Raw genomic sequence first — 25,257 nt, forward strand, 5'->3', positions numbered from 1 at the left:
CCCGGACTCGCTGACCGCGCACAGGGGAAGGCCCTGGATAGGATTGAATACATGACGCCACCTCGAAATTCCGACGAATCAAACGGCAAGTCCGGGCGCCGCGACGAGCTGCTCGAGATCGCGGCGGGGCTGTTCGCCGATCGCGGAGTGCGCGCGACGACCGTCCGCGACATCGCCGACGCCGCCGGGATACTGTCCGGCAGCTTGTATCACCATTTCGATTCCAAAGAGTCGATGGTCGACGAGATCCTGCACCAGTTCCTCGACGAACTCTTCGGAAAATACCGCGAGATCGTCGCGGCGGGGTTGGACAGTCGCGCGACGCTCGAAGCGCTGGTGGTGACCTCCTACGAGGCCATCGACGCCTCACATTCGGCTGTGGCGATCTACCAGGACGAGGTCAAGCACCTCGTCGGGAACGAGCGCTTCGCTTACCTGGCCGAGCGCAACACCGAATTCCGGGACCTGTGGGTCGGCGTCCTCGAAGCCGGCGTCGCGGACGGGACCTTCCGTTCCGACATCGACGTCGAGTTGGTCTTCCGATTCATGCGAGACACCGTGTGGGTCGCGGTTCGCTGGTACCGCCCGGGTGGATCCCTGTCGGCTCACGCCGTCGCGGCTCAATATCTCGCGATCGTGCTCGACGGGCTCTCCGATCCGGCTACAACTTCAGACGCTATTGCTGAATCAACTTCAAGAACTATTGCTGCACAACGAAACTAGGAGCTAACGCTATGTCCGAGGTTTACATCGTCGACGCCATTCGCACACCGATCGGCAAGAGGGGTGGCGCGCTGTCCGGCGTGCACCCCATCGATCTCGGTGCGCACGTCGTCAAGGCACTGGTCGAGCGCACCGGTATCGACCCCAGTGACGTCGACGACGTGATCTTCGGTTGCGTCGACGCCATCGGCGGCCAGGCCGGCAACATCGCCCGTATGTCCTGGCTCGCAGCGGGATTCCCGGAGCACGTTCCCGGTGTGACAGTCGACCGTCAGTGTGGTTCGAGCCAGCAGGCAGTGCACTTCGGCGCTCAGGCAATCCTGTCGGGCACCGCGGATCTGATCGTTGCCGGCGGCGTTCAGAACATGAGCCAGATTCCGATCTCGGCAGCGATGATCGTCGGTCAGCAGTACGGATTCGACACGCCGACTTCGGGTTCGGTCGGTTGGACCGAGCGTTACGGTGACCAGGAAGTCTCGCAGTTCAAGGGCGCCGAAATGATCGCCGAGAAGTGGGACATCAGCCGCGAAGAGCTCGAGAAGTGGGCCCTGCAGAGCCATGAGCGCGCCAAGGCTGCAATCGCCGCGGGTCGCTTCGACAACGAGATCGTTGCCATGGGCGACGCGACCGTCGACGAAGGACCCCGCGAGACCAGCCTCGAAAAGATGGCGACGCTCAAGGTTCTCGTCGAAGACGGCCGCATGACCGCAGCGGTGGCCAGCCAGATCTCCGACGGTGCGAGTGCGCTGCTGCTGGCGTCGGCGGAAGCGGTGGAGAAGTACAACCTCAAGCCCCGTGCCCGGATTCATCACCTCAGCGCTCGCGGCGACGACCCGATCTTCATGCTCAGTGCGCCGATCCCGGCCACGAAGCATGCTCTCGCGAAGGCCGGTCTGAGCATCGAGGACATCGACATCGTCGAGATCAACGAAGCTTTTGCCCCGGTCGTCCTGGCCTGGATCAAGGAGATCGGCGCAGATCCGGCCAAGGTCAACGTCAACGGCGGCGCGATCGCACTCGGTCACCCGCTCGGCGCGACTGGCACCAAGCTGATGGCGACCCTGCTCAACGAACTCGAGCGCACCGGCGGTCGTTACGGCCTGCTGACCATCTGTGAAGGTGGCGGCACCGCAAACGCGACGATTATCGAGCGGCTCTGACGCCTTGCTGTGCGCCTTTATTAACCGCCGGCGGTTAATAAAGGCGCACAGCAGTTAGTTGTTCGGCGCATCCGCAACCTTGATGTCGAAGTTCGCACTTTCACCGTCAACGCTGGTCACGGTAGCTGTGACGTCGTATTCGGTGCCCTGCTCGGTCAGGATGCACGTGATCGATGCGCCGACTTCTGCGTCGAGGTTCTCCGGACACGTCACGTCGTCAGGTGGCTCGCCGATCTTCTCGGCGAGTTGAGTGGAGATCTGACTTGCGACTTCGGACTTGTCCACTTGCGGCGTCCCGACGCTTGCCGAGCAAGCTCCCGTGGCCAATGCCGCCGAGAGCAAGACGATTCCAACTGCAGGCCTCTTTGTCATGTGAACTCCCAGGGTGCGCCGGTGCTCGCTGCTGCCACCTCAGGGATTACCGCATTCGGGACTGTTCAACCGACTTACTCGACGCCGTTTGCCGAGCTCAGCGTCGGCGGACCGTCAAGTTGAAGCCTTCGGGCATCAGGGTGAGCCGTTCGGCCACCTTCAACTCGTAGTCCGGATCGGCTTCGATCGTATATTTCTGCAAGATGGTGCCCAACACGAGGACCGCTTCGTGAATGGCGAATTGTCTTCCGATGCAGGCGCGTTCACCTGTTCCGAACGGCTTGTACACGTGCGCCGGCCTGGCCTTGATGTTGGCAGGTAGGAAGCGATCCGGATCGAAAGCCTCGGGATCGTTGCCCCACACGGGATCGCGATGAAGTGACGGGATGAGCACGAGCATCCAATCGCCCTTCTTCATCGGATACTTGCCGACGAGCGTCGTGTCTTCGAGCGCCGCACGGCCGTAGGCGGGAGCGGTCGGCCACAGACGCAGCGATTCGTCGAGGACGCGTCGTACGTATCGAAGTTTCGCGATCTTCTCGAAGGCGGGCTCCTCGCCCTCCCAGACCTTGTCGACCTCGGCTTGCGCCTTGGCCAGCACGTCAGGGTTTCGTGACAGGTAGTACAGCGCGAACGACAACGCGCCGGAGGTGGTTTCGTGTCCCGCGACGAGGAAGGTCACGACCTGATGGCGGATGTTCAGTTCGTCGATACGGTTGGGATCGTTTTCGCGTGCCGCCCGCAGCATCAGTTCGAGAAGATCTTCCGGCCCCGGTTCGGTACTTGTCCGCCGGGCACGGATCACCTCGTCCACAACCTCGGCCATGTACGCCTTGCGGACCTCGTCACGTTGATCGGCGCGACGTGCGAGGACTCGCCCCAGGGCCGTCGACTTCAAGAACGTCGTGCGTTGTGAATGGGAGAGTGCGCCGACCATCGCCTTGACGAACGGGTGCTGCTCTTCACGTTCGAAAGAGTCGAACGAGTAGCTGAATCCAGTGCGTCCGATGGTCTCCAACGTCAGCTTGGTCATGTCTGCGGAGATGTCGACGGGGGAGTCGCTGTCACGACTGTCCCAATGGTCGACCAGCTCGCCGGCCACGTCGAGCATGGTGCGGTGGTACGAGCGCATCGCAGTCTGGCTGAACGCCGGGGCCAGGAGATTGTGCGCCTTGCCCCAGTTGGGTTCGTGGTTGTACGCAGTGAACAGTCCGTCGCCGCCGATTCCGCGGAGTGCTTTGACTCCAGGCGCAAGGTGCTTCGCGAACCGGGACTCGTCGGACAGTTCTGCCACCATGTCCGCGCCCGAGGCGAAGACGAAGCGATTTCCCAGGACATTTCTCTCGAAGATCGGGCCGAGTTCGCGCCCGATGCTCACGGAGTTCTGCAGCGGCGTCCGGATATTGATCCCGAGGACGTCCCCGAGGACTGGCAGGCGCCATGCCGGATGCGGGATCCGAGCATCGGTCGTCGCCTCTGGAGTGGTGTCGACGCTCATGGTGTGTCCCCCGGGTGAGATCGCTTACTGAATTGGTGTCTAGTACGCAAAGTACGCCTTACTGAATCGGTGTCAAGTAGTAATCTGACTTGTCTATGGTCGCACCACGAAAACGCCTGGACCGAGAGCAGCGGCGCACGCAGTTGCTCGACATCGGCGCGCAACTTTTTGCCGATCGTTCGTACGAGGACGTCTGGATCGAAGAGGTCGCCGAGATTGCGGGCGTCTCGCGCGGGTTGATGTACCACTACTTCCCGACCAAGCGAGATTTCTTCGCCGCAATCGTCGAGCGCGAATCGCAGCACCTGCTCGAGGTGACCGCACCGGACGCGACGCTACCGGTGCGCGAACAGGTGGCAGCCGGGTTGGACGCCTACTTCGCGTACGTGAAGTCGCACAGCAGGGGAGTACGCGCCATCAACGTGGGGACGCTCTCCGCCGAGGCCGGTATCCGAGCGATCGTCGAACGCGAACTCGAACAGCAGCAGATTCGAATCCTCGACGCACTGGAATTCGAGGGTGAAAGAAGACAGATCGCTGCCGTCGCAGTTCGGGGATGGATCGCATTCGTCCGAGCTGTCTGCCTCGACTGGCTCGATCAACCTTCCATACCGCAGGAAGAGTTGAGAGTGATTTGTCTGCGGACCCTCTCCGGAGCGTTGGGCATCGACCTCGAAACGTGAAATGCCGACCGCGTGGGAGCGGCCGGCATTTCCACGGACAAGTCTGATCAGTCGAGCGTCGAATAGAGATCGTCCCAGCCCTTGGCTACGTACATGTTGGTGTAGATGGATCCGTAGTACGTACTGCCGTGCAGAACGGTGACGTTCCCGGCCTGCACAGCCGGAAGTCGTTGCCACAACTTGTTGTCCGAGAGCTGATCGAACGTGGTGTCGCTGCTGTCGGTGACGGATACCATGAACGCGTCGCAATCGCGAAGGCGATCCATCTCCTCGATGCTCAGTCGCCCCTGATTGTCGAAACCGGTTGTGTTCAATGTTCTTCCACCGATGTCAGCGAGCGTCATGTCGGTGGGCTGGCGATTCTTCTTACCGGTTTCCTCCGACACGGGCAGGCTGTCGATGTAGATCGTGGCCTTGTCCGGACTGTAGGACAAACTCGCGACGGTCTTTCCCGCGATCGCCGAAGCGTGTCGAGAGCGGATGTCGGTGATCAGGGCGTCATAGTCGGTGATCAGGCGATCCATGGTGGGTGTTCGGCCCAACCAATCGGAGAGTCGGGTGAGATTTTCTCGCCACGTCTGCCTCGATTCGGTCGTCAGGACAGGAGCGATGGCTTGGAGTTTTGCAGCGGGCCAGTACTCGTTGTCGGCGTTGACGCAGATGATGAGATCGGGTGCGAGTCCGAGGATCTGCTCCAGATTGGGCTTGTCGCTGAGGTATTCGGCCGAGCCGTCGACGGGAACCCACTCGGTGGCGGGCGAGATGTTGTATCCGAAGACCGGTAGTTCCAGGGCAATGGCGAGCTCGAGGTCGGTGCGGGCGTCGACGGCCAAGACCCGCTTGGGGTTGGTCGGTATGTCGTAAGTTCCCAACGGTGTGGTGACGGTGCGCATTTGAGTGTCGTCAGATGTACCCGAACCGTCACTGGAACTGCAGGACGACAGAATTGTTGCTACTGCTGCCATCCCGGCTCCGATGCCGAATTGGCGACGGGTCAGTGCGTCGACTAGCTCTTGCCAGGCGCGTTCGTCCAGCACGGTAGGTGTGGTGGTCAGCATTTTTCGATACCCTTCGGTCTGAGTCCGTATCGATCGTAGGGTCGGCGATACCAGATCACCTATATCGAAAACCGCCTGATATTAGTCGATTTCGGCCATTGTCCGTGACTTGCGGGTGATCGTTGCGCCGAAGGCAGCGGCGAGCGGGAACATGAGAACGCCGTACACCGCAGCCGGCACTGCCAATTGCACATTGTCCAGGAGACTGACGGCGATGGTGATCGCCAACGTGCTGTTGTGGATGCCGATTTCCATGGAACTGGCGATGGCCTGACGATCCTCGATACCGAAGATGCGGGGAACGATGTAACCGATCGAGAGGCTCAGCAGGCAGAACAAGGCAGCGACGACGCCGATGTCGACGAGATAGTCCGCGATGTTCTCGCGCTCGGAAACAACCGTTCCGACGATCACCAGTGCCAGAACCACCGCAGATCCGATGCGGACGGGCTTGTCCATCCGCTCGGCAAAGGCGCTCGAGCGCAACCGAACCCACATTCCGAGGGCGACAGGAATCAATACGACGGCAAAGACCTGGAGCACCTTCGTGAACTGAAGCCCGAGAGTGCCGTCCGCGTCCTCGGGTTCGAAGTAACCCAACGCGAAGTTGGTGATCAGGGGGAGAGTGACCACCGCTATCACCGAATTGACCGCAGTCAGTGTCACATTGAGAGCAACATCGCCGCGGAACAGATGGCTGAACAGGTTTGCCGTCGTGCCGCCTGGTGATGCGGCGAGGAGCATCATGCCGACCGCGAGCAGTGGGTCGAGGTCGAACAACGTGACCAATCCGAAGGCCGCGGCCGGGAGCAACAACAACTGACAGATCAGGGCGATCGAAACGGCCTTCGGCGCTTTTGCCACGCGGGCGAAATCTCCGACCGTCAGGGAAAGCCCGAGGCCGAACATGATGATGGCAAGTGCGGCGGGTAGGCCGACGGAGGTGAGTGCAGAGTCCATGAGTTAGTGGCTACTTCCAGTCACTGGGGGAATTTCACTGAAACTACCGTGATGCCCGGATCTGCGTGGCAGTTTGGATACATTGGTGTATCGAACCGTGACGGCGTCGGTGAGCAGGGTTATCGTCGAATTATGTGCCGAAACATCACTGAACTTCGTGGACTCGAGCCCGCTGCTACGCCCGAGGAGATCGAGGCCGCCTCTCGCCAATACGTACGTAAGGTGAGTGGAATAGCCAAGGTGTCCGACGCGAACCGAGACGCCTTCGAACAGGCGGTGCGTGAGGTGACCGAAACGACGACGCGCCTGCTCAGCGCATTGCCGCCTCGCAGACAGCCACCTCAGACCGTCCCGCCGTTGCGTCGTCCGGAAGTACAGGCGCGGATCGCTGCTCGTTCGTCCTGACCCGAGTGGATCTCACAGATATCGACGTATGGGACGTCGAACCGTTGGATCAGCTGTCAGCTGGGCTGGAGGGCGTTCTGGTCGCTCATCGTGTCCGCGACATCCGGCGACGGCTGGATACGCTGCGCAAAGAGGCCGTCGCCGACGACTTGCATATTCGTCAGGACGGAACCGTTTCTGCCGTTGCGCCCATCGCCGACGGTCACCCGCTCCACGTGCATGCCCAGTTGCTCGAGGTCGCGGTGCGAGAACTGATCGGTGAGGCACTGCTGGTCAGCGCGGATCTTCATCATGCGTTGTCTCTGCGGTCTCAGGTCGGCACCGACCTCCGTGACAAAGCTGTGCGTGTGGGGGAGGAGTGGCGAGCGTTCAGCCCTGATCGGCAGCGTCAGATGTTGCGTCATGCACCCGGCCTGATCGCCAACCTCGACGGAATTCCTTCTGCGGTTCGTAGTCCGGCCAATCTCGATCGAATTCAATCGGAACGAGCACGGCTGCAAGATGATTCAGTCCGAATCTCGCAAGAACTCCACCGTGAGTTCTTCGGCGGCAGGCTGAGTAACACAGGGGCGGGCCAGTGGTACGCCGAACGCAAACTCGAGGATCTGGACGCGCTCGACGAGTTGTTTCGCGCCGAACCTTGTCGACGGTTACTGCTCATGGACATGCGCTCGGGTGAACGCGGTTTCGCTGCAATCGCGATCGGTGATCCGGACACAGCGGATCACATCTCCGTGACGATTCCCGGACTGAACACCAACGTCAAGGACTCGATGCGCGGAATGGTCGGCGAGGCAACACGATTACGAGCCGAGGCGATGCGCCAACTCGAACTGGCCGGCCGAAAGGAGAGCGTGGCCACCATCGCCTGGATCGGATACGACGCGCCACAGGTGATCGGGCCGGGAAAGTTCGACATCGGTCGGGCCAGCTTCGACGTAAGTCGATCGTCCAAGGCAGGCATAGCCGCCGACGCATTGGGTAGCTTCTTTCACGGTCTTCGTGCTGCGTCGGTCAACGACCGAGTCCATATCACCGCGTTGGGTCACTCCTACGGATCGCTTGCGACTTCTCTTGCGCTGCAACGCGGGGCAAGCGCAGCGGTCGACGACGTGGTGTTCTACGGTTCACCCGGCGTGCGGGCCAAGGTGGAGTCGGACCTCGGTATCGCCGACCGCCACGTCTACGTCATGAAAGCGGAAGGCGACAGTATCGCGGGGTTCGGCCGTTTCGGTGGCGATCCGACACGCACCGAGTTCCACCGATTGTCCACGGCCGAGGGGATCACCCCGGACGGTGTCAAGCACGAGCGGGCTTTCGGTCATGCGGAGTACGCGAGAACCGGGGACAACGGAGAACTGCGGATGTCGGGTTACAACCTCGCGGTTGTGGTTGCCGGACTGCCGGAGTTGGCCGTTGTGGCCTGACCTGCTGACTTACAGTGGCACTCATGCGTCTGAGGCATTCGGCCAGGGGGTTGGTCGTTGACGACCAGTCCCGTCTTCTGCTCTACCGATACATCGCACCCGGGGGCGGGCTGACGGTCTGGTGTCCTCCGGGCGGAGGCTTGGAAGGAGACGAAACCCCGCCCGAGGCGCTCGCGCGCGAATTGGACGAGGAGATCGGCTTGCGTGACTACGGCGCCGCCACCCATGTGTGGCATGAGGAGATCCATGATCCGACGATATTGCCGGGTTGGGACGGTGCGATCAACGACTACTTCCTCGTGCCGGTAGCGGCCGCATTCGAGCCCTGTGGGTCGTTGGGGCGCGAAGCGCTGGCCGCCGAGCTGGTCGAGCACTTCGAGTGGTGGTGCGTTGACCGCCTTCTGTCACACAATGGTCGAGAAGTGTTCGGGCCACGCGATTTACCCGACCGGTTTGTACGCCTGGTCAAGGATGGGCCGTCGAGTGCGCCGGATCGATTTGTTCGGTCGCCGTGAGGGATGCGAGGTAGTGATTGAAATCGAACATTTCGGCATCGAAACACGGCTACGCTGGGGTTATGGAGCACTACGTGCGCAAGGAGCCCATCCCGTACGCGTCTACGGCTGCGCCGGTCAGTTCTCACAACCGGTTGGCAAGGACGGCCCAAAAATTGTGGATGGCTCTCCGAGGGCTGATGCGTGATCGGAAGGCGAGTCAGTACACCTCGCTCGCACCGCGTCATCCCAACGGATCACGTACCGCCGTAATGTCTTTCAACAGCAGTGGCGGAGGGGCTGGATCGGGCGGGGCATGAAGGTCGCTAGTACGACGCTGCCCGGGGTCCGTCGAATTCTCGACGAATGCCGGGCAGCGACGCAGTATGTGAGCTGGGATCAGCGGAGGTACTGGCCGCAAACGGGCCACGCGCCGGCACCCTGACCGGCAAGGACGTTTTCCGCGACGCGGACCTGTTCTGCCTGGCTGGCGTTGGCGGCACTGCCGGCTCCGCCGTAGGCTTCCCACGTGCTCTGGCTGAACTGGAGCCCGCCGTAGTAGCCGTTTCCGGTGTTCGCGGCCCAGTTGCCCGAAGATTCGCATTCTGCGACACCCGACCAGTCGTGGGTGGCTGCGGACGCGGTGCCGGCGCTCAGTCCGAGGGCTCCGGCTGCGAGGGCTCCGGCTGCGGCGACAGAGGCAAGGGCACGGGTAACGGTGGTCTTGGTCATTTTTGGTAAATCCTCTCGAGTCCCGCCGACGGAGGACGGTGACCGTCTCAGCTCCGCTCCCACCACTAGGAATGTTGTCGAGTCCGAACCGCGGGGTGGGACGGGCGGTGGCGATTCGGTAATGCCCGGTTGATCGGGCTGTCACCAACCATAAGAGATGATTACGGATTGGTCACGGGTCGGCGTGTCGACGCATGTTTGTGCAACAGAAATGCATCAAAGAGTGTTTTCCCAGGTCGCGTGGCGATATGCCACCTCGCTCGGCGTTACATAATCGAGATAAAGTGTGATGCAAGTCACTGGAAAAGCGTCCTGATGGCGTCGGTATGTGGCGCTCGATCGGCCGGTTTTGTCGATTTTCCGGCCCCAGTTGTGGTCACACAGGAGGCTGTGTCGAACCGCGATTTGTTGTCGACCGACCGCCCCGATTTACCTGTGGGGCAGCAGAATTGAAAACGAATTACGCGCTGCTGGCTCAGACGAGATTCTTGCTCGCCTTGATCCGACGACGAATGTCGCGCATCTGAATGGTGTTGCCGGCCTGACGAACGGAGCGTGGAATGAACCTGTTGACGAACGACACGAAAATGAAGAGGTGTTCGAACCGGCGGCGGTCGTCTTCGGTCCACTCGAGGTCGAGTTGGTCGCGGTAGATCGGTGGAAGGAATCCGACCGTCAGGAACCGCAACAAGTTTCGGAATACCAGGCGTATCGGCCAAGCGATCATCTGTAGATTGACCAGGTCGATCAGATACTGCTTGGTGCGTTCGTCGATCACGACGCGTTCGCAACCGAGGTTCCAGTAGCGCTCGAAGTCTGCGCGTGTGGCCGGCCACATCTCTTCGGTGACCTGCAGTGTCGTTCCCAAAGTCGATGCGGACTGATAGAACGACTCCGCCTGTTCTTCCGACATCTTGCCGTGCAGCAACTGATGACTGTCTTCGAAACCGATGAACAGGCAAGCAGCAACCCATAATTGGAGTTCGCGATTGAAGGCGTTGTACTTGACCGGGCTGTTCGCATCCGACTTCACATGTCGGTGTACCGAATTCACGGCCTCGCGGTAGGCCTTTCGCTCTTCCTCGTTGCCCAGGATCGCGACCGTCAGGTACTGCGTTGTGGTTCGTGCGCGCTTCCACGGATGCGCTGTCAGAGCACCAGATTCGACCTTGCTCTCCATGACGCCGTACGCCACCTCGGGCCAACCGAGTTGCAGGATGACGTTGGCAGCGGCTCCGGCGAACGACCAGAAATCGAGTGCGTCGGTGATGTGTGCGGGTTTACGTGCCCACCGCCTACGCTCCGCCGTGATGGTGATGCGTGTCTGATCGGTCCGAAGAGACGACTCGGACTTTTCCGAATCCAGGTAGTGAGTGGGCATGGATCTTCCTCCGCGCGTGGTGAGTTACTTGGTCTCGACGTTGCTCACGAGCCACCGGTCGTCCGAGCGGACCAGGGACACGACCATGCGGTACTTCTGTGTGTTTCCCTCTGGCGCTGCGACATTCTTCGCTTGTTGGTCGACGAACACGAGCACCTTGGCCGACGAATTGTCCAGCGATTCGATGCCGACGTCTGTCGCCGTTGCGCTCGCCTGGCCTTGCCCCCCGGCGACGACTTCGCGCAGTGAATCGACCATCGTTCGGTAGGTGCCGGCAAACTCGTCGGTCGACATCGAGGCGATGCTGTCTTTGTTGGCATCGAGGTTCTGATAGTCGAAGGAGGACATGATGGTCGAGTAATCCCGCGCGGTGTCCAAAGCCTCCTGCCGCAGCGTGTCTTCCTGATTCGCCGAGTACATCTGGAATCCGAGCACCACCAATGCTGCGACCAGCGCTACCGCTATGAGTGAGATCAGTGCGTTGCGTGGCTCCTTGAGGCGGCGAAGTAGCGACGGAGAAGTCGGATGTTCGGCCACCTCGGCTTCAGCCTCGTCGAGTAGTGCGTTGTCACCGTGTGCCATTTCCCAGTCCTTCCAACATCAATCTCCAGTAGTTCAGGGCGTCGACTCCGGTGGGGACGAGAATCGGATCTGCGACGACGGGCGGTCCGATCGGCGTACCGGGGACCGTCGAGTTCTGCAATCCGAGGTCGTTCGGGCGGGGAGCATTCTGTGCTCCGCGTTGGACGAGGTCGTCGGCGGGGGGACAGTACATCGCCAGACTTGGACTGGTGGGAGACAGATCGCCGACCTCACGCCTAGGGGTGTCGTAGTTACAGACCGGCCCCTGTGTGGCAACCAATGCAAAGTCGGCGCGATCGCCTTTGACGATGGATGCCAGTTTGGCGAGACCTTCAGGAATCGTGACAAGTCCGGTTTCGAGGGCGTCTGTGCGGTCGGAGATGATCGGTGCGACAGTGACGAGATTGGCCAGGACTGCTCCGAAAGTGTTGTGGTACTTGTCGAACAACTGTTGAGCGCTGTTCAGGGCGGCGGGCGAATGATCGGTGAGGTAGATCAGTACCGGAGCGTTGGATTCGAGTTGTTCGGTGAAGTTCTTGGCAGCTGCCATTCCTCGGACGAACGAATCCGATTGTGTCGCCATGGAGTCCACCAACGTGGAGGTTCGCGACAGCAGCGCGGCGAGTTCGGCCGACTGGTCGTTCAACTGCGCGGACATGGTCCCACCGTTGTCGATCATCGTCGCCAAGCTCGGGCCGAGCCCGTTGAACGAATTTCCCAGTTCGGTCCCGATGTCGCTGATCGCTTGCGGATCAATCCCTTCCAGGACACCGGACGCCTGAAGCATCAACTGGCTCATCTGGACCGGTTGCTGATCCGCGGGCATGGCGATTTCGTCGCCGTCCCGAAGATACGGGCCGTGGTCTGTGTTGGGATAGATGTCGACATTCTGAATTCCGGCTGCGGTCCCCATCGTCACCTTGGCGACGCTGTCGGTAGGTATCTCGGTGTTGTCGTTGAGTGAGAGTTCCACCCGAGCCGAGCGGGTGCCTGCGTCGAGTTCGACTTCACTCACTTTCCCCACCTGTACGCCGCGATACGTGACGACCGTGCCCTTGGTCAGCCCGAAGGCGTCGGACATGTTGGCGTGCAGCCGGATTTGGCCACCGAAACCCTGAGGGCCGACCACGTAGACGATTCCGAAAGGGATTACGACAGCAGCGATCAGAGCGAACAGGACAAGTTGAACAAGCGCAAGGCGACTCAACGCAGACCTCCCTGAAGTAGATCGGTGAGAGTTCCCGCCGGTGCGATCGATTGACCGGCCATCCCGCCGCTCCAGAGCTTGTCGATCGTTCCCGGAATATCCAGGGCGCCGTCGAAAACGAGGTAGTCACCTTGGACTGCACTGGTGAAGTTCTCGAGCAATCCGTTCATATTCGCCAGTGTCTGACCGATCTCCGAGTTGAACGAATCCAGAGTCCCGACAACGGTCGACGCATCGTGCAGCATCGCGTCGAGGCCGTCGGGTGACGAGTCGAGGATGGTGTTTGCGTTGGTGGCGAGCTGAACGGTCGAGTTCAACAGGCCTGCAATCTGATCCTTCTGTCCCGCGAGAATCGACACCACCTGTGGAACGGAATCGAGGTAGTTGTCGACGACGTCGCGTTGGCCGGCCAGTTGGGAGGAGACCCGGGCAGCGAGGTCGACGGCCTCGTCGAACTCGCTGCGGTGACTGCTTGCCTCTGCCATGAGCGAGGTCAGGGTGTCGGTCAGAGAACGAACTTCACCGGAGCGCCCGGAAAACGCGGTGTTCAGCTCGCGCACCACGGTATCGAGTTGATCGATGCCGCTTCCGGTCAGAACCGTACCGAGCGTGGCAAGCGCACTTTCGACTTGCGGACCGATCTCGGTGCGAGACTCCGGAATTGTGTCGCCGTCGCTGAGCATCGAGCCGGACGGAACCTCCGGCACCAATAGTCTGATGAACGGGTTGCCCAGTGCGGACGGGAGTTCGACGGATGCTTCGACGTTGTCCGGCAACGGCGTCGCGGCGTCCAGACTCAGTGTCACATCGGCTCCGACGACGTCGGCGGACAGCGCGGATACTCGGCCGATGACTTTCTGGCCGCTGCGGACGTCTGCCCCCAACACCAGGCCGTCGGCGCCGGCCAGCTGCAGCGCCACGTTGTACGCATCACCGTCGGCCGAACGACCCAGGGGTAGGTCTTGAATGCCTGCGCTACAGCCGCCGAAGGCGAACACGGCCGCAGAACCCACACCGATGATCACGATACCGGCGACTATTCGAACCGATTGCCGCGTCAATTGCCACCTCCGGGGACGGCTCCGCCGGAAATCGCGGAGGCGATTCCGAGCGGATCAGAAGTGCTGAGGGGGAAGGAAATCGGATTCGTGAACCCGGCTCCGGTGCAGATCGGCAACTTGTAGGTGTCGCACAGCGGTTTCGCAACCGCGAACTGAGTCAATGCAGTCGAGACGTTGAGCCGAATGCGCCCGCGCTGATCAGGACCGATTGTTTGGGAAAGGTTCTGCATCATCAACGGCACAAGGTCCATGAACTCTGCGAGGCCGGGTTGTTTGGCAGCCAGAGTGTCACCGAGAACTCGCACGTTGTCGGCTATGGCACCGACATCATCGCCGTGAGTTGTCATGAAACTGTTCAACTGGTCGAAGACCACCTGCAGATCCTGCAGAGGCTGTGAGATGTCCATGTTCTGGTTCGCCCACTGATCGCCCAATGTGCCGAGGTCACCGACAAGTTCGTCGAGGCTGACCTGCCTCGCGTCCAGAGCATTCATCAAGGTATTGAGATTGTCGACAAGGGCACCGATGTCTTCCGACCGAGCGCCGACAACTCCGGTTGCCGTGCTGAGGTTGCGAATTGCGGTGTTGAATTGATCGCCCTGTCCCCGCCATCCGGCAGCGCCGCGGCTCACGAGATCGCCGAGATTGCCCCCATCCCCGGCAAATGCGTCGGCCAAAGTGCTGACGCTTCCCATCAAGCCGTCGAAATCTATGGGGGAGTGGGCACGTTCGATCGGAATCTGGTCGCCGTCTTTCAGCGTCTCTCCGCCGGTGTAAGCCGGGCCGAGTTCGATGTGGCGATCGCTGATCACCGATGGATTGAGGACATAGGCCGAGGCGTCGGCGGGCAGGTCCACGGAGTTGGGCATCGACATCGCTACTCGAACAGAAGTTCCGCGAGGTTCCACCGACGTGACCGTCCCGACGCCGACTCCGAGGACCGTGACCTTGCTTCCCTCGTAGATTCCGCCGACGTAGCTGAAATCGGCGTAGACGGTCTTGGACTGATCCGTTCGTCCGAAGATGTACCAACCGGGGAGTGCAATCGCCAGGGTCACGACCAGCATGGCCGTGACGGCTTTTCGTGTATTCACTTGCAGCCCTCCATGATGCCGAGCGCGCAGAGCAGATTGTCCGGGATCACGGCGGCCGGCGCGTTGACGTCGGTCCAATTGCCGGTGCCGGTGGAATCGGTGACCGAACGCAGCGCGGAAGGAAGACGAGTCAACAGCAGGTCGATCTGATCTGCGTTGTTCTTCAGCGTGGTGGTGACCTCGACGAGGTTGTCGGTCATGGCTCCGAACTCGTCCTGACGATCGACGAAAGTGGTGGAGAGCTTCGAGATGATGATTGTCAGGTTGTCGACCAGTTGAGTCAGTGCGTCCTTACGCATCGCAAGAGTACGAACGATCGTCTGAGCATTGGCCGCAGTACCGACTATCGAATCGGTTTGTGCCGCAGCCATGTCCGACAGCTCGCGGGACATGATGAGAATCTGGTCGATCTGTTCACTGTTCTGCGCGAAAGCCGCCGAGGCGCCGCTGATTCCGGCCAGCGCCCGGCCCACCTGATCGGAATCAGTTGGAATCACCTCCGAAAGGGTGTTCATCATGGACTCCATCGCCTGTAGGTCGACGCCGGTGGCCGCAGTGGTGGCATCACTGCTGACGTCGTCGAGGCTGTACGGCACGGTAGTGCGGGAGAGCGGGATGACCCGCGCATCGGAGTCGTCGACCACTCCGGCCGGCACGATCTCCAGGTAGCGCTTGCCAAGGACCGTCTTGAGCCTGACAGTCGCCGTGCTCTGGTTTCCCAAAGGCTGGTCCTTGTCCAAGCGGAAGTTGACGACGACGTGGTCGCCGGCAAGGTCGATCGAATCCACTCGGCCCGCGGGAACGCCGGCCACGTAAACCGGATCGGTGTCGGAAAGCCCGCTGGCATTGGCCAACTCCGCTGTGTATGCCGACGTGCGTACGTTGTACCAGAGCTTCGGAATGCCCAAGGCGGCGCCGAGTCCCACCACCAGAACGAAGATTCCGAGACTACCCAGGGCGAGAGCGGTGCCGCTACCGCTGCGACGGCGATCCCCTTTGAACAGGAAGAGCATGATGCCGACGAACACGTCGATCAGCTTGACCAGGAACATCATGAGCACACCGGCGAATGTGTCGGACCGAAGATGTTGGCTTCCATGTCGCCTGCCTTCAGAGTGAAATTGCACAGATACAGGCTGATGAAACTTCCGTAACTTCCGATCCGGTTGGCGGCGTCGGCGAACTGGGGAAGGTTGGCGAGAAGTCTGTTGAACTCGTCGGTGCTCGCAATCCAACTCCCGGTGACACTTTCGAGTTGTTGCACGGTCTGGCCGAATGCGCCGTTCGACCCGGCCATGATCTGAGCCAACGACGAGACAGTTCGGTTTCCCTGATCCAAGAGCGAGACCAGTTGATCGTTCTGCCCGACGACGGAAGTACTCAGATCGTTCAAACCGTCCAGCAGACCGACCAATTCGGGTTGGCGTTCGTCGACGGAGGTGAGAAGAGTGTTCATGTTCGTGAGTAGTTGTGCGAAGACGTCCTGACGGTCGACAAGGCCGGAGCTCATGGTCGCGATCTGGTCGAGGAGGGTGGTCATCGCCTGGCCCTGGCCGTTGAAGGTTTCGACAAAACTTCGCGTGAGCGTGTTCACCTGCTCGGGCTGCAGCGCGGCGAACAACGGTTTGAACCCGTTCATCAGTGCCGTCAAGTTGATCGGCGGTGTTGTCTGCGCCAGCGGTATCGTGTCACCTGGTTCGAGCTGTCGTGCGGATACCGTTGTCGCGCTGTCGTCCTGCGTCAGTGCCAGATATCGAGCACCGAGCATGTCGCCGTAGCGCACGGCGGCACGGACATCCGACTCGAGGGAATATTGCGACTCGATTTCGACGTCGACGATCGCCTTGCTCGTGCCGCCGCCGTTGTCGGCAAACGCAACCGAGTCCACGCGGCCGATACGCACACCGGACATCGTGACCGGGTTACCCGGGTTGAGGCCTTCGACATCGGTGAACTCGAACGAATACGAATCGGTGCTTCCGCGAACCGGGACCGACAACGTGTTCGCCACGAACGACGCACAAGCGACGCCGGTGAGACAGAAGAGTGACAACCGAATTACCTGGCCAGGACGGACCTTCACGGGACGGTCACCTCATTGCCTCTGACCATCGGCCCCAACATCAGTGTTGTTGCCGGGTTGGGGGTGTCCGAGCGTTCCGGCGATCCGCCCAGTAGCTGATCTTCGAGGTAGCGCAGCGTGGCCGCTTCGGCTTCGCCGCCCACGACCGGGGCACTGACGGGTTGTGCAGGCGTCAGGTTGGAGCCTGAACACTGCGCGCCGCGCGAGTCCCCGTACTGCGGGCAATCATCGCCGGTGTATGGGAGCGGTTCGGCGAACGTGGCAACTGCTGTGATGTCGAACTTACCGGTGGCGAAGACCCGCGCGCCCGCGGCGCCGAACGTACTGGCATTGGCGAGGGTGGAACGCAGTCCTCCGGGATTGGCCGCGGTGGTTGCGAGTATCTTTCCGGCGGAATCGATCACAGTGATGATGTTTCGGTTGTTCTCCACGACAAAATCGTCGACGGTAGCGGCGAAGACTGCGGCCGCGCCGATCGAGGACTCGAGATTCGCTCTGTTGGCGACCATGTTGTTCGAGACGGTTGTGGCGGCTGCCAAGGTATCGAGAATGTCGGGGGTCGCGCGGTCCAACGCGTCGACGACCGACTTGAATTCGGGTGTCGATTCGAGGAATTGGTGTGCGGCGGGTGTCAGTACGCCGGACGCGGCACTGAGATTGTCTATCGTGGTACCGATCTCGGCTCCGTTTCCGTCGAGTGCCTGGCCCAGCGCAGTCAGGGCTGTCTGCAACTTCTCGGGCTGCATCGCCGTGAGGACTCCCACCAATTTGGTGTACACGTCGTAGAGCGCAACGGCTTCGGGACCGTCGTCCATGTGGATCTCGTCTCCGTCCGACAGAGTCGTCTGGCCCTGCCCATTCGGACTGTCCACGAGCTGCATGTAGATGTCGCCGAAGAACGTGCGCGGAACGACGCGGGCTACCACGTCGGCGGGAATCTTCGACGCGTCATCGGTCTGAATCTGCAACTGCACAACGGATTCGGCGGTGCCTGATTCGATTTCGCCGATTCGGCCGACGTTGACGCCGTGGTACCGAACCGGAGCTTCAGCGCTGATGAGACCGGCTGTGGCTGGAACAGAGACGAAGATGTCGGTGCTCTGCTCGAGGTTTCCCGAACCGCGTAGAACCATTGTCACAGCGGCGGCGACGGCTACCACTACGGCGATCGCGCCGCGAAGGGCGTACACGATCTTTGTGTGTGTAGTGAGTCTGTCCACGGCTCAGACCCCCATTCCCGGGATCTGGGGCACGAGGCCCCACAGCGCGAAAGTCATCAGTACGTCGAGGATTCCGATCGCGAGGATCGCAGTCCGAAGCGCGCGCCCGGCAGCCTGCCCGACGCCGGCCGGACCACCGGAGGCATAGTAGCCGTACGCGCAGTGAACCAGCGCGACAACAGCGGCGAACACCACGGCCTTGAGGCCCGAGTACAGGAGATCCTGCGGCGAGATCGCCAGATGGAAGAAGTAGTCGTAAGTACCTGCCGATGCACCGTTGAAGAACACGACGACCAGTCGGGTCGACAGGTAGCTGGCGAGCAGTCCGATCATGTAGATCGGGATGACGCAGATCATGGCAGCGATCACCCGCGTACCCGCGAGGAAGGGGATGGATCTGATCGCCATCGAGTCGAGGGCGTCGATCTCGTCCGAGATGCGCATAGCCCCGATCTGGGCAGTGAAACCCGTTCCGACCTTGGCAGCCAACGCGATAGCGACGACAACAGGGGCAAGCTCACGGGTGTTCGCGACCGCAGACAGCATGCCCGAGAGCGAGGTCATCCCGACGAGTTCGAGGCCCCGGTGAGTCTCGACGCCCAACATCATTGCCGCGGCGAGCGACATCGCGAAGACGATCCCGATGGTGCCGCCGCCGGACAGCAAGGAGTTCGTGCCGAAGCTGACCTCGCTGATCTGACCGAGTACGTGCTTGCGGTACTTGGTGAGCGCAAAAGGGATCGATGCGATGGTGCGGACGTAGAAAGTGACGTGCTGACCGAGGGAGACGAGGCCGTCGCCGGCGGTTCGCAGGGGTCTGCTCGCTTGACGGGCTCGAACACGGAGATCGACGAGCGACATCAGAATTCACCGACTGCCGGGACGATTACGGTGTACAACGCGGACAACACTGTGTTCACGATGAAGACGAGCGCGAACGCAATGACGACGGCCTCGTTGACTGCGTCGGCAACGCCGCGGGGGCCGCCTTTTGCATGGAGACCTTTGAAAGTGGCCACCAAAGTCGAAGCGAGGCCGAAGATCGCGGCTTTCACCAAAGCCATGACGAAGTCGGACGATCGACCGTATTGGCTGAACGTTGCCATGAACGTTCCGGCCGGAAGATGCTGCACGTAGATGTGGTACAGATAGCATGCGATCACTCCGCCGAAGGTCACCATCGAGCACAGTGCGAGGGAGACGATCACTGCCGCAACCAATCTCGGAGCTACCAGGCGTTCGATCACATCGATGCCCATCACTTCCATGGCATCGATCTCTTCGCGAATCTTTCGCGAACCAAGATCGGTGCAGATCGCCGACCCGGCAACACCGGCCATCATCAACGCGCACACCAGTGCTGCGGCCTGTCCGACGATGATGAATGCCACGACGGCGCCCGAGTAGCCACCGGCACCGATGCGGCCGGCCAGTTCGCCGACCGACACCGCGATGAAGACACCGATCGGAATCATGAGGAGCAGCGACGGACCAGTGCTGACGCGACCGATGAAGAGCGTCTGAGTGACCGTCTCGTGCAACGAGAGTCGCCTGCGGAGGATTGCCGTGAACAGGCCGAACAGTGCCTGCACCGAGAATCCGATCAGATAGCCCCCCTGCAACGCTACGTCTCGTACCGGGCCTTTCGGGGCTGGTAGCTCGTACGTCATCTAATTGAATTCCTTTGCAGATCAACATGGTTCAGCACGAAAGTCGAACTGTTCGGACGCTGGCGGTCGAGCGAACTGCTTGTGAAGCATCTCACACATATATGTGACGTGGCAAGCATTATGTGAACGAAAATTCTCGGGGGAGTTTTCGGTGTAACAGCGACGGTCAGCGTGTTGACGTGCCAATATGAGTTCTGTCGGGTGGTGTCCTCGGCTTAAGTTCATCGAAATTCCGGAAGCCGTCGTCCGATGTCCCGGTCGGGGAGAGGGGGCCGCTTCGAGCGGTGACCCTACCCCTGGTTTCGACCACAGGGCAAGGCTTTGTTAACGAGAATTCTCTCGAGTTTCAGTGTCGATGATCGGGGCGATGCAGTTGACGGCAACCTGGAGTTAGGGAAGCTAGCAGCGTATATAGAACGTGGCTACAGTGGAAATCTCGAAAGTCTCCGATGGCGGGAACCGATTATGATTATGCTCATTCGCAAAAGGATCGGTTTGGTGTTTGGTGGGGCTGAGAGAGGGGGTGCGCGAGTGAGCCCGAGACAGCAGTCTGTCGATGCGCAGACAGTTGACGAACAGACCTCGCGTGTAATCCTTCGAGCGGCGGGATCGGAGTCGGTCAAGCGACGTCCGAAGGACCGCAAGGCGAAGATCGCCGCTGCGGCTGCAATTGCGTTCAGCGAACGGGGATATCCTGCCGTAGGCGTCGAGGATATTGCGTCGTCCGTCGGTATTTCGGGTTCGGCACTCTATCGGCATTTTCCGAACAAGTATGCGATGTTCCGCCACGCGGCACTGGAATTGACCGACGCGCTCGAGAGTGCACTCGATGCGGTCTCCGTCGCCGCCGATGCAACTGACCGGGAGTGCCTACGCGAGGATTTGCTCGCTGTGATCCGAACGACGGTGCGTAATCGGCGCACAGCCGGGATCTACCGGTGGGAGAGTCGGTTTCTCGACGCTGCCGATCGGAAATCGGTCCGAGCTCAGGCAGCTGCTGTCAATCGCCGAGTTGCACTGCATCTTTCACGCTCCGAACCGCCGGCGAGTACTCGTGCCGAAACCATCCTCACCTCAGCGATGTTCAGCGTGATCGGCAGCATCACCGCTCACAATCTGATACTGCCCCAACGTCGGATGGAGCAAGTTCTTCTCGACGCTTGTCTGTCGATCGAACACGGTGGGAGTGCAATTACATCGCGGCGGTCGGAGCAAACTGTGTCGACGCGGTCGGTGACGACGAACAAGCGTGAACGTCTGCTGCAGGAAGCCGTGCGGCTCTTCGATTCTCGCGGTTACCACGACGTCAGTATCGAAGAGATCGCAGCCGCTGCGGGTTTGAACGCTTCCGGGATGTACCGCTACTTTCCGAGCAAAGCGGAACTTCTCGGGGCGGTGTTCTATCGAGCGGCAGACCGTCTGGACCTCGCGACGGCAGCAGTGTTCGAGTCTGCGACGTCGCCGGAGGAAGCGCTGCGCGCACTGTCGGCGATGTACGTGGAGTTGTCGTTTGCACAACATGAATTGATGTCGGTCTATTTTTCCGAGATGAACAACCTTCTGCCGGGACATCGAAGCGATCTGAAGAATCGGCAGAAGCTGTACGTGGTCGAGTGGGCGCGGATACTTCGCGAAATTCGCCCCGACCTTTCGGCGATAGAGGCGAAGTTCCTGGTTCACGCTGCTTTGAACCTGGTCCCCGACATCGGACGCTTGATGAAGTTCGATGTTGCAGCAGAAAACGCCTCCACACTTCAGACGTTCATGTCAGCAGTTCTCTTCGGCTGCCCGGCTTCGCCGCCCTGAACTTCTCGCCGCCCTGAACTTCTCGCCGCCCTGAAACTTGTCGGACGGCGTGCGTAGTGTGGTCGGCTATGAGCGAAGTCGTGTCTCTGGCAGCTGCCCGCCGAATAGCGCTCGCCGCTCAAGGGTTCGGCAAATCACACCCGGCAACGGTGACGCGGCGCAATCTGGTCAGCGTGATGGACCGGCTGCAGGTCTTGCAGATCGACTCGGTCAACGTTTTCGAACGCAGTCACTACCTGCCCGTTTATGCGCGACTGGGCGCCTACGACAAGTCCAGGCTTGATCAGCTGACCTTCTCCCCGGAGTCGGGGTACCTCGAATACTGGGGACACGAAGCGACGTTCCTGCCGGTGGACATGTGGCCACTCTTTCGTTGGCGCATGGACCAGTTTCGTGACAAAGCTTTGAGCGACAAGAACGGATGGGCGTCTGATCGGCGCGACTTCCTCGACTGGTTGCGCAACGAACTGCGTGAAAACGGTCCGATGGCGGCGAGCGAAGTCGAGCATGAAGCGAATACACGCCGCGGCCCGTGGTGGGGGTGGTCGGACGTGAAAGTCGGGCTGGAGACTCTGTTCCGGTGGGGCGAAGTGGTATCCGCGGGTCGCGCAGGATTCGAACGTCGATACGGCCTTGCCGAACACATGCTCGCGCCCGAGATCCTCGATGCGAGGATCGATCGATCGGACGCGATCCGTGAGCTGGTGCTGCGTGGTGTGAAGGCCCACGGACTCGGTACGCTCGACGATATCGCCGACTACTTTCGGCTGCCGAGCGCTGAGGCACGAATTGCCTTGCGTGAGATCGAAGACGCCGGCAATGTACGCAGTGTTTCCGTCGAGGGCTGGGAGCGTCGTGGCAAGCCTCGCGAGGTATGGATTGATCCACAGGCAAAGCGTCCAAGGTCGATCCGAACCGAGGCTCTGTTGTCGCCCTTCGATCCGGTAGTGTGGGCGCGCGATCGAGCGTTGCGGCTCTTCGACTTTCACTACCGGATCGAGATCTATACTCCCGCACACAAGCGGGTTCACGGCTACTATGTGCTCCCCGTGTTGATCGACGACAATATCTGCGCGCGAGTCGATCTCAAGAACGACCGACAGAACCGTCGGCTACTCGTGCGCGCTGCTTGGGCCGAGCCCACCGCCGATGCCGACACTGCACCGCGTCTGGCTGAGCTCCTTCGTAGAACCGCAATGTGGCAAGGCTGCGACACCGTAGTCGTGGAGAACAATGGAACATTGGCATCAGAGCTGGCCGCTGTGATGGCCGGCGACGAGGTGGATGCGGTGGGCGCGCGCTAGGTCAATCTGGAACGGTGAGTCTCCCGTCGACTGCAGCTCGGTTGATGGAATCTCTTAATGCCGAACAAGTTCCGGTGCGAATTTTCGGCGACGCCTTGTCTTCGCGATACTCCGAACACACGTTGTGCGGATCCGATCGCCATTGAGTCGAGGTATGTTGCCAGCTGTTCTTCTCGACGAGGACATATGTTCCACACCTCTCGCAGTCCACTGGTTCCATGGTCACTGCGCTGCTCCTGCACGGCGTGCGAGGTTGTCTGCAACCTCCTGTTTCCACACCTCGATGGGTTTGCTTGTATCCATCTCGAATTCGAAGCGATCGATCATCTCGGGCGTGACGTCGGCGACGTCGACGTAGAACTGTTCGTACCACCGCCTCAGTTGGTAGACCGGACCGTCCTCGGTGCAGAGTAGTGGGTTGTCGATGCGGGTCTTGTTCTTCCAGATCTCGATGTCCTGCTCGAATCCGACGCCGATGTAACCGATCATCGCGTCAACGGTTTGGTCCGCTATCCCGGCGGGAAGTTCCTCGGTCTTCTTGACGGTGATGCCGTACATCAGGACAAACTTGTTCGGGCTGACCGGATAGTGGCAGTTGATCAAAACCGAATCCACCTTGAACGTTTCGTACTGGTACACCAGATCATCGATCATGAACGACGGTCCGTGATAGGCGGCCACCGAGAAGTTCGAGACCAACTTCGGCACGTCGGGATCCGTCCAGGTCACGATGTCGTCGCGGTTGATACCGCTCTGCTCCTGGATGGCGACATGCCCCTCGAAGACGTTCTTGAAGTAAGTGGGAAACGAAAAGTGCACGTAGAAGAAGTGCGCCATGTCCACGACGTTGTCGACGATTTCTCGACAGTTGGTGTCGATGACGATTGACTTCCATACCCAATCGGTCCATTCGTGGTCCGGAGTCTTGATTATCGGTATGGCGACTTCGGCCGGAGGCGGATTGCCTTCGGGGTCATGCCAGACGAAGAGCAGTCCGTCTTGTTCGAGGGTGGTCCAGGCGCGGGTTTTGGCAAGCGGTGGAACGCGGCGTGCATAGGGGATCGCGGTGCATTTGCCGTTGCCGCCCCAACGCCAGTCGTGGAAGGGGCAGGCGACTGAATCGCCCTTGACCGTGCCCTGACTGAGGTCGCCGCCCATGTGACGGCAGGAGGCATCGAGGACCTTCAATTCGCCCTGGCTGTCGGCAAATACGACAAGCTTGGTGCCGAAGGCCTCGATCGGATGTGGGTTCCCGTCGTGGAAATCCGTTGCAAGTCCGAGGCAGTGCCATCCGCGGGCAAAACGTTCGGGAGCAGCGCCCTCGTCGATCATGCGGATCTCGTCGACTTCGCCGAGGTCCGTTGTGGTCGTCACGTCTGTGGTCAAAACGTCGTCCTTTGTTCAGTGATCTGTGTTGGCCACTGTGGTGAGGAGTTGGTCCAGGTTCAACGGGGGTAACCGGTGATCGGTATAGCTGCAGGTGGAGTGGCCAGGCAGGTTTGTCTCCCGCACGGTGGGAAATGCCCTGGCGGTTCGTCCGGTGAAGGCCCAGATTTGCAGTCAGCAGAGCACGCCCAGCGCTGTCCTCTCGACGGGCGGATCACCGAAACGGAGACGCCATGTCGGTCGGACCGATCACAGAAGAGCCCATCCCTATGTCAACCCTCGACAGGTTGGCGATGGTGGTGGATTGCTTTCGTGACACGCCGCGGTTGACGCTGGGCGAGGTGGCCCGTCGAACCGGGATTCCGCGATCATCCGTGCACAGGATGCTTCTGAAGCTAGTGAGGATGGATTGGCTTCGCAGAGAAGGCCTCGAGTACGAAATCGGCGACAAACTCGGCGATCTTGGGGCAATCTCGTTGTATCGAAACAAGTTCGAGAGGGTGGTGGTGCCGTTGTTGTACAACCTGCACCTCGTCACCAATCAGGCCGTACATCTCGGGGTCCTCGAGGGAAGCAACGTGCGATACCTTCAGAAGATCGGCAGCCAGGCGATACCTGACCTCCAGACAGGCGTCGGCTCTCGCATCCCGGCGCGATCCTCGGCAATCGGCAAGGCACTCTTGGCAGCGGGCCGCCGTTCGACGGTCGCGCAGCATTCCGCAATAGCCAACCATCGGTACGGTGTCGTATTCGGTACGTGTACTTCGGGTCTCGGCTGCATCGGTGTGCGGGTGGGTGCGCTGGGTGAAGCGGAAGTCGGTCTGTCGATCAGCGGCCCACTCGTTCGAGGCAAGATCGACGATCGACACGTTGCACCGGTACAGATGGCCGCGGTGGCAATCTCCCAGTATTTCGAGGTGCCGGGTGGTCGTCACCAGCAGACCGGTTAGC

Annotated in this window: 24 protein-coding genes and 2 pseudogenes; 10 read left to right on the forward strand and 16 right to left on the reverse strand. The window is 60.6% G+C overall.

Annotated features, from left to right (window positions below; translation table 11 throughout):
* The first annotated feature begins 51 nt into the window (after positions 1-51).
* A complete protein-coding gene (locus GJB56_RS26660) occupies positions 52-723 on the forward strand; it encodes a TetR/AcrR family transcriptional regulator (RefSeq protein WP_003945807.1) in 672 nt (223 codons plus the stop codon).
* Positions 724-734: 11 nt separating this feature from the next.
* The gene (locus tag GJB56_RS26665) at positions 735-1,883 is read left to right on the forward strand and encodes an acetyl-CoA C-acetyltransferase (protein WP_003945727.1); all 1,149 of its coding nucleotides are present in this window, start codon (positions 735-737) and stop codon (positions 1,881-1,883) included.
* Between the two features lie 54 nt (positions 1,884-1,937).
* Here GJB56_RS26665 and GJB56_RS26670 read toward each other — a convergent pair whose 3' ends face one another.
* Entirely contained in the window at positions 1,938-2,255 is a 318-nt protein-coding gene (locus GJB56_RS26670) for a DUF4333 domain-containing protein (protein ID WP_073512010.1), read from the reverse strand.
* 97 nt (positions 2,256-2,352) lie between these two features.
* A complete protein-coding gene (locus GJB56_RS26675) occupies positions 2,353-3,753 on the reverse strand; it encodes a cytochrome P450 (RefSeq protein ID WP_029254490.1) in 1,401 nt (466 codons plus the stop codon).
* A gap of 95 nt (positions 3,754-3,848) precedes the next feature.
* Between GJB56_RS26675 and GJB56_RS26680 the strand changes: the two genes are divergently transcribed.
* On the forward strand, positions 3,849-4,436 hold the full coding sequence (locus GJB56_RS26680; RefSeq protein ID WP_020906279.1) for a TetR/AcrR family transcriptional regulator: 588 nt from the start codon (positions 3,849-3,851) through the stop codon (positions 4,434-4,436).
* 47 nt (positions 4,437-4,483) lie between these two features.
* Here GJB56_RS26680 and GJB56_RS26685 read toward each other — a convergent pair whose 3' ends face one another.
* Together GJB56_RS26685 and GJB56_RS26690 are read right to left on the reverse strand one after the other, a co-directional pair.
* Positions 4,484-5,494, reverse strand: coding sequence for an ABC transporter substrate-binding protein (locus GJB56_RS26685; RefSeq protein ID WP_113682146.1), 1,011 nt, complete (start codon positions 5,492-5,494; stop codon positions 4,484-4,486).
* Positions 5,495-5,575: 81 nt separating this feature from the next.
* Positions 5,576-6,454, reverse strand: a complete 879-nt coding sequence (locus GJB56_RS26690; RefSeq protein ID WP_046377957.1) for a bile acid:sodium symporter family protein — start codon at positions 6,452-6,454, stop codon at positions 5,576-5,578.
* A 132-nt stretch (positions 6,455-6,586) separates the two neighbouring features.
* Here GJB56_RS26690 and GJB56_RS26695 point away from each other — a divergent pair, with 132 nt between their 5' ends.
* The 3 genes from GJB56_RS26695 to GJB56_RS26705 are packed head-to-tail and all read left to right on the forward strand — an operon-like array spanning position 6,587 to position 8,801.
* Entirely contained in the window at positions 6,587-6,859 is a 273-nt protein-coding gene (locus tag GJB56_RS26695) for a DUF2277 domain-containing protein (protein WP_003945457.1), read from the forward strand.
* 5 nt (positions 6,860-6,864) lie between these two features.
* A complete protein-coding gene (locus GJB56_RS26700; RefSeq protein ID WP_029254493.1) occupies positions 6,865-8,286 on the forward strand; it encodes an alpha/beta hydrolase in 1,422 nt (473 codons plus the stop codon).
* A 23-nt stretch (positions 8,287-8,309) separates the two neighbouring features.
* Positions 8,310-8,801 carry an NUDIX domain-containing protein gene (locus tag GJB56_RS26705; protein ID WP_113682421.1) on the forward strand — a complete coding sequence of 164 codons (492 nt, stop codon included), beginning with the start codon at positions 8,310-8,312 and terminating at the stop codon, positions 8,799-8,801.
* A gap of 384 nt (positions 8,802-9,185) precedes the next feature.
* Here the strand turns inward: GJB56_RS26705 and GJB56_RS26710 are convergent.
* From GJB56_RS26710 to GJB56_RS26760, 11 genes and pseudogenes are all read right to left on the reverse strand, one after another.
* Positions 9,186-9,512, reverse strand: a pseudogene (locus tag GJB56_RS26710) (transglycosylase family protein); the annotation flags it as partial.
* A gap of 475 nt (positions 9,513-9,987) precedes the next feature.
* On the reverse strand, positions 9,988-10,893 hold the full coding sequence (locus tag GJB56_RS26715) for an oxygenase MpaB family protein (RefSeq protein ID WP_020968478.1): 906 nt from the start codon (positions 10,891-10,893) through the stop codon (positions 9,988-9,990).
* A gap of 24 nt (positions 10,894-10,917) precedes the next feature.
* Positions 10,918-11,475, reverse strand: coding sequence for a hypothetical protein (locus GJB56_RS26720; RefSeq protein WP_019746957.1), 558 nt, complete (start codon positions 11,473-11,475; stop codon positions 10,918-10,920).
* The gene (locus GJB56_RS26725; RefSeq protein ID WP_021342906.1) at positions 11,462-12,682 is read right to left on the reverse strand and encodes an MlaD family protein; all 1,221 of its coding nucleotides are present in this window, start codon (positions 12,680-12,682) and stop codon (positions 11,462-11,464) included. The genes GJB56_RS26720 and GJB56_RS26725 overlap by 14 nt, the downstream gene beginning before the upstream one ends.
* Positions 12,679-13,743: an MCE family protein gene (locus tag GJB56_RS26730; protein WP_113682147.1), complete on the reverse strand. Its 1,065-nt coding sequence runs from the start codon at positions 13,741-13,743 to the stop codon at positions 12,679-12,681. Before GJB56_RS26730 ends, GJB56_RS26725 begins: the two co-directional genes overlap by 4 nt.
* Positions 13,740-14,837, reverse strand: a complete 1,098-nt coding sequence (locus GJB56_RS26735; RefSeq protein WP_113682148.1) for an MCE family protein — start codon at positions 14,835-14,837, stop codon at positions 13,740-13,742. Before GJB56_RS26735 ends, GJB56_RS26730 begins: the two co-directional genes overlap by 4 nt.
* Complete coding sequence (locus tag GJB56_RS26740) at positions 14,834-15,889, reverse strand: MCE family protein (protein WP_024487760.1); 1,056 nt, start codon at positions 15,887-15,889, stop codon at positions 14,834-14,836. The genes GJB56_RS26735 and GJB56_RS26740 overlap by 4 nt, the downstream gene beginning before the upstream one ends.
* Entirely contained in the window at positions 15,889-16,920 is a 1,032-nt protein-coding gene (locus tag GJB56_RS26745) for an MCE family protein (RefSeq protein WP_020968483.1), read from the reverse strand. Before GJB56_RS26745 ends, GJB56_RS26740 begins: the two co-directional genes overlap by 1 nt.
* Entirely contained in the window at positions 16,917-18,110 is a 1,194-nt protein-coding gene (locus tag GJB56_RS26750; RefSeq protein ID WP_230091083.1) for an MCE family protein, read from the reverse strand. The genes GJB56_RS26745 and GJB56_RS26750 overlap by 4 nt, the downstream gene beginning before the upstream one ends.
* A gap of 33 nt (positions 18,111-18,143) precedes the next feature.
* Positions 18,144-19,001: an MlaE family ABC transporter permease gene (locus tag GJB56_RS26755; RefSeq protein ID WP_003945491.1), complete on the reverse strand. Its 858-nt coding sequence runs from the start codon at positions 18,999-19,001 to the stop codon at positions 18,144-18,146.
* Complete coding sequence (locus tag GJB56_RS26760) at positions 19,001-19,810, reverse strand: MlaE family ABC transporter permease (RefSeq protein WP_019746964.1); 810 nt, start codon at positions 19,808-19,810, stop codon at positions 19,001-19,003. Before GJB56_RS26760 ends, GJB56_RS26755 begins: the two co-directional genes overlap by 1 nt.
* 531 nt (positions 19,811-20,341) lie before the next feature.
* Between GJB56_RS26760 and GJB56_RS26765 the strand changes: the two genes are divergently transcribed.
* Both GJB56_RS26765 and GJB56_RS26770 read left to right on the forward strand, forming a co-directional pair.
* On the forward strand, positions 20,342-21,616 hold the full coding sequence (locus GJB56_RS26765) for a TetR/AcrR family transcriptional regulator (RefSeq protein WP_053062059.1): 1,275 nt from the start codon (positions 20,342-20,344) through the stop codon (positions 21,614-21,616).
* Positions 21,617-21,684: 68 nt separating this feature from the next.
* The gene (locus GJB56_RS26770; RefSeq protein WP_021332418.1) at positions 21,685-22,920 is read left to right on the forward strand and encodes a winged helix-turn-helix domain-containing protein; all 1,236 of its coding nucleotides are present in this window, start codon (positions 21,685-21,687) and stop codon (positions 22,918-22,920) included.
* A 222-nt stretch (positions 22,921-23,142) separates the two neighbouring features.
* On the opposite strand, the gene GJB56_RS26775 is transcribed toward GJB56_RS26770, so the two are convergent.
* Positions 23,143-24,252: a Rieske 2Fe-2S domain-containing protein gene (locus tag GJB56_RS26775; protein ID WP_113682422.1), complete on the reverse strand. Its 1,110-nt coding sequence runs from the start codon at positions 24,250-24,252 to the stop codon at positions 23,143-23,145.
* A 347-nt stretch (positions 24,253-24,599) separates the two neighbouring features.
* On the opposite strand from GJB56_RS26775, the pseudogene GJB56_RS31745 reads away from it, so the two are divergent.
* A pseudogene (locus GJB56_RS31745) lies at positions 24,600-24,671 on the forward strand (helix-turn-helix domain-containing protein); the annotation flags it as partial.
* 39 nt (positions 24,672-24,710) lie between these two features.
* Positions 24,711-25,256: an IclR family transcriptional regulator domain-containing protein gene (locus GJB56_RS26780; RefSeq protein WP_229757063.1), complete on the forward strand. Its 546-nt coding sequence runs from the start codon at positions 24,711-24,713 to the stop codon at positions 25,254-25,256.
* Position 25,257 lies beyond the last annotated feature (1 nt).

It is taken from the genome of Rhodococcus sp. AQ5-07 (genome assembly GCF_009707305.1).
GTDB lineage: Bacteria > Actinomycetota > Actinomycetes > Mycobacteriales > Mycobacteriaceae > Rhodococcus_F > Rhodococcus_F erythropolis.

Coding starts and splice junctions, on each gene's coding strand:
- GJB56_RS26770 (WP_021332418.1), top strand. CDS start 21,685: ATGAGCGAAGTCGTGTCTCTGGCAGCTGCCCGCCGAATAGCGCTCGCC.
- GJB56_RS26675 (WP_029254490.1), bottom strand. CDS start 3,753: ATGAGCGTCGACACCACTCCAGAGGCGACGACCGATGCTCGGATCCCG.
- GJB56_RS26695 (WP_003945457.1), top strand. CDS start 6,587: ATGTGCCGAAACATCACTGAACTTCGTGGACTCGAGCCCGCTGCTACG.
- GJB56_RS26660 (WP_003945807.1), top strand. CDS start 52: ATGACGCCACCTCGAAATTCCGACGAATCAAACGGCAAGTCCGGGCGC.
- GJB56_RS26685 (WP_113682146.1), bottom strand. CDS start 5,494: ATGCTGACCACCACACCTACCGTGCTGGACGAACGCGCCTGGCAAGAG.
- GJB56_RS26760 (WP_019746964.1), bottom strand. CDS start 19,810: ATGACGTACGAGCTACCAGCCCCGAAAGGCCCGGTACGAGACGTAGCG.
- GJB56_RS26670 (WP_073512010.1), bottom strand. CDS start 2,255: ATGACAAAGAGGCCTGCAGTTGGAATCGTCTTGCTCTCGGCGGCATTG.
- GJB56_RS26665 (WP_003945727.1), top strand. CDS start 735: ATGTCCGAGGTTTACATCGTCGACGCCATTCGCACACCGATCGGCAAG.
- GJB56_RS26705 (WP_113682421.1), top strand. CDS start 8,310: ATGCGTCTGAGGCATTCGGCCAGGGGGTTGGTCGTTGACGACCAGTCC.
- GJB56_RS26720 (WP_019746957.1), bottom strand. CDS start 11,475: ATGGCACACGGTGACAACGCACTACTCGACGAGGCTGAAGCCGAGGTG.
- GJB56_RS26680 (WP_020906279.1), top strand. CDS start 3,849: ATGGTCGCACCACGAAAACGCCTGGACCGAGAGCAGCGGCGCACGCAG.
- GJB56_RS26740 (WP_024487760.1), bottom strand. CDS start 15,889: ATGTTCCTGGTCAAGCTGATCGACGTGTTCGTCGGCATCATGCTCTTC.
- GJB56_RS26755 (WP_003945491.1), bottom strand. CDS start 19,001: ATGTCGCTCGTCGATCTCCGTGTTCGAGCCCGTCAAGCGAGCAGACCC.
- GJB56_RS26690 (WP_046377957.1), bottom strand. CDS start 6,454: ATGGACTCTGCACTCACCTCCGTCGGCCTACCCGCCGCACTTGCCATC.
- GJB56_RS26715 (WP_020968478.1), bottom strand. CDS start 10,893: ATGCCCACTCACTACCTGGATTCGGAAAAGTCCGAGTCGTCTCTTCGG.
- GJB56_RS26780 (WP_229757063.1), top strand. CDS start 24,711: ATGGATTGGCTTCGCAGAGAAGGCCTCGAGTACGAAATCGGCGACAAA.
- GJB56_RS26775 (WP_113682422.1), bottom strand. CDS start 24,252: ATGATCGACGAGGGCGCTGCTCCCGAACGTTTTGCCCGCGGATGGCAC.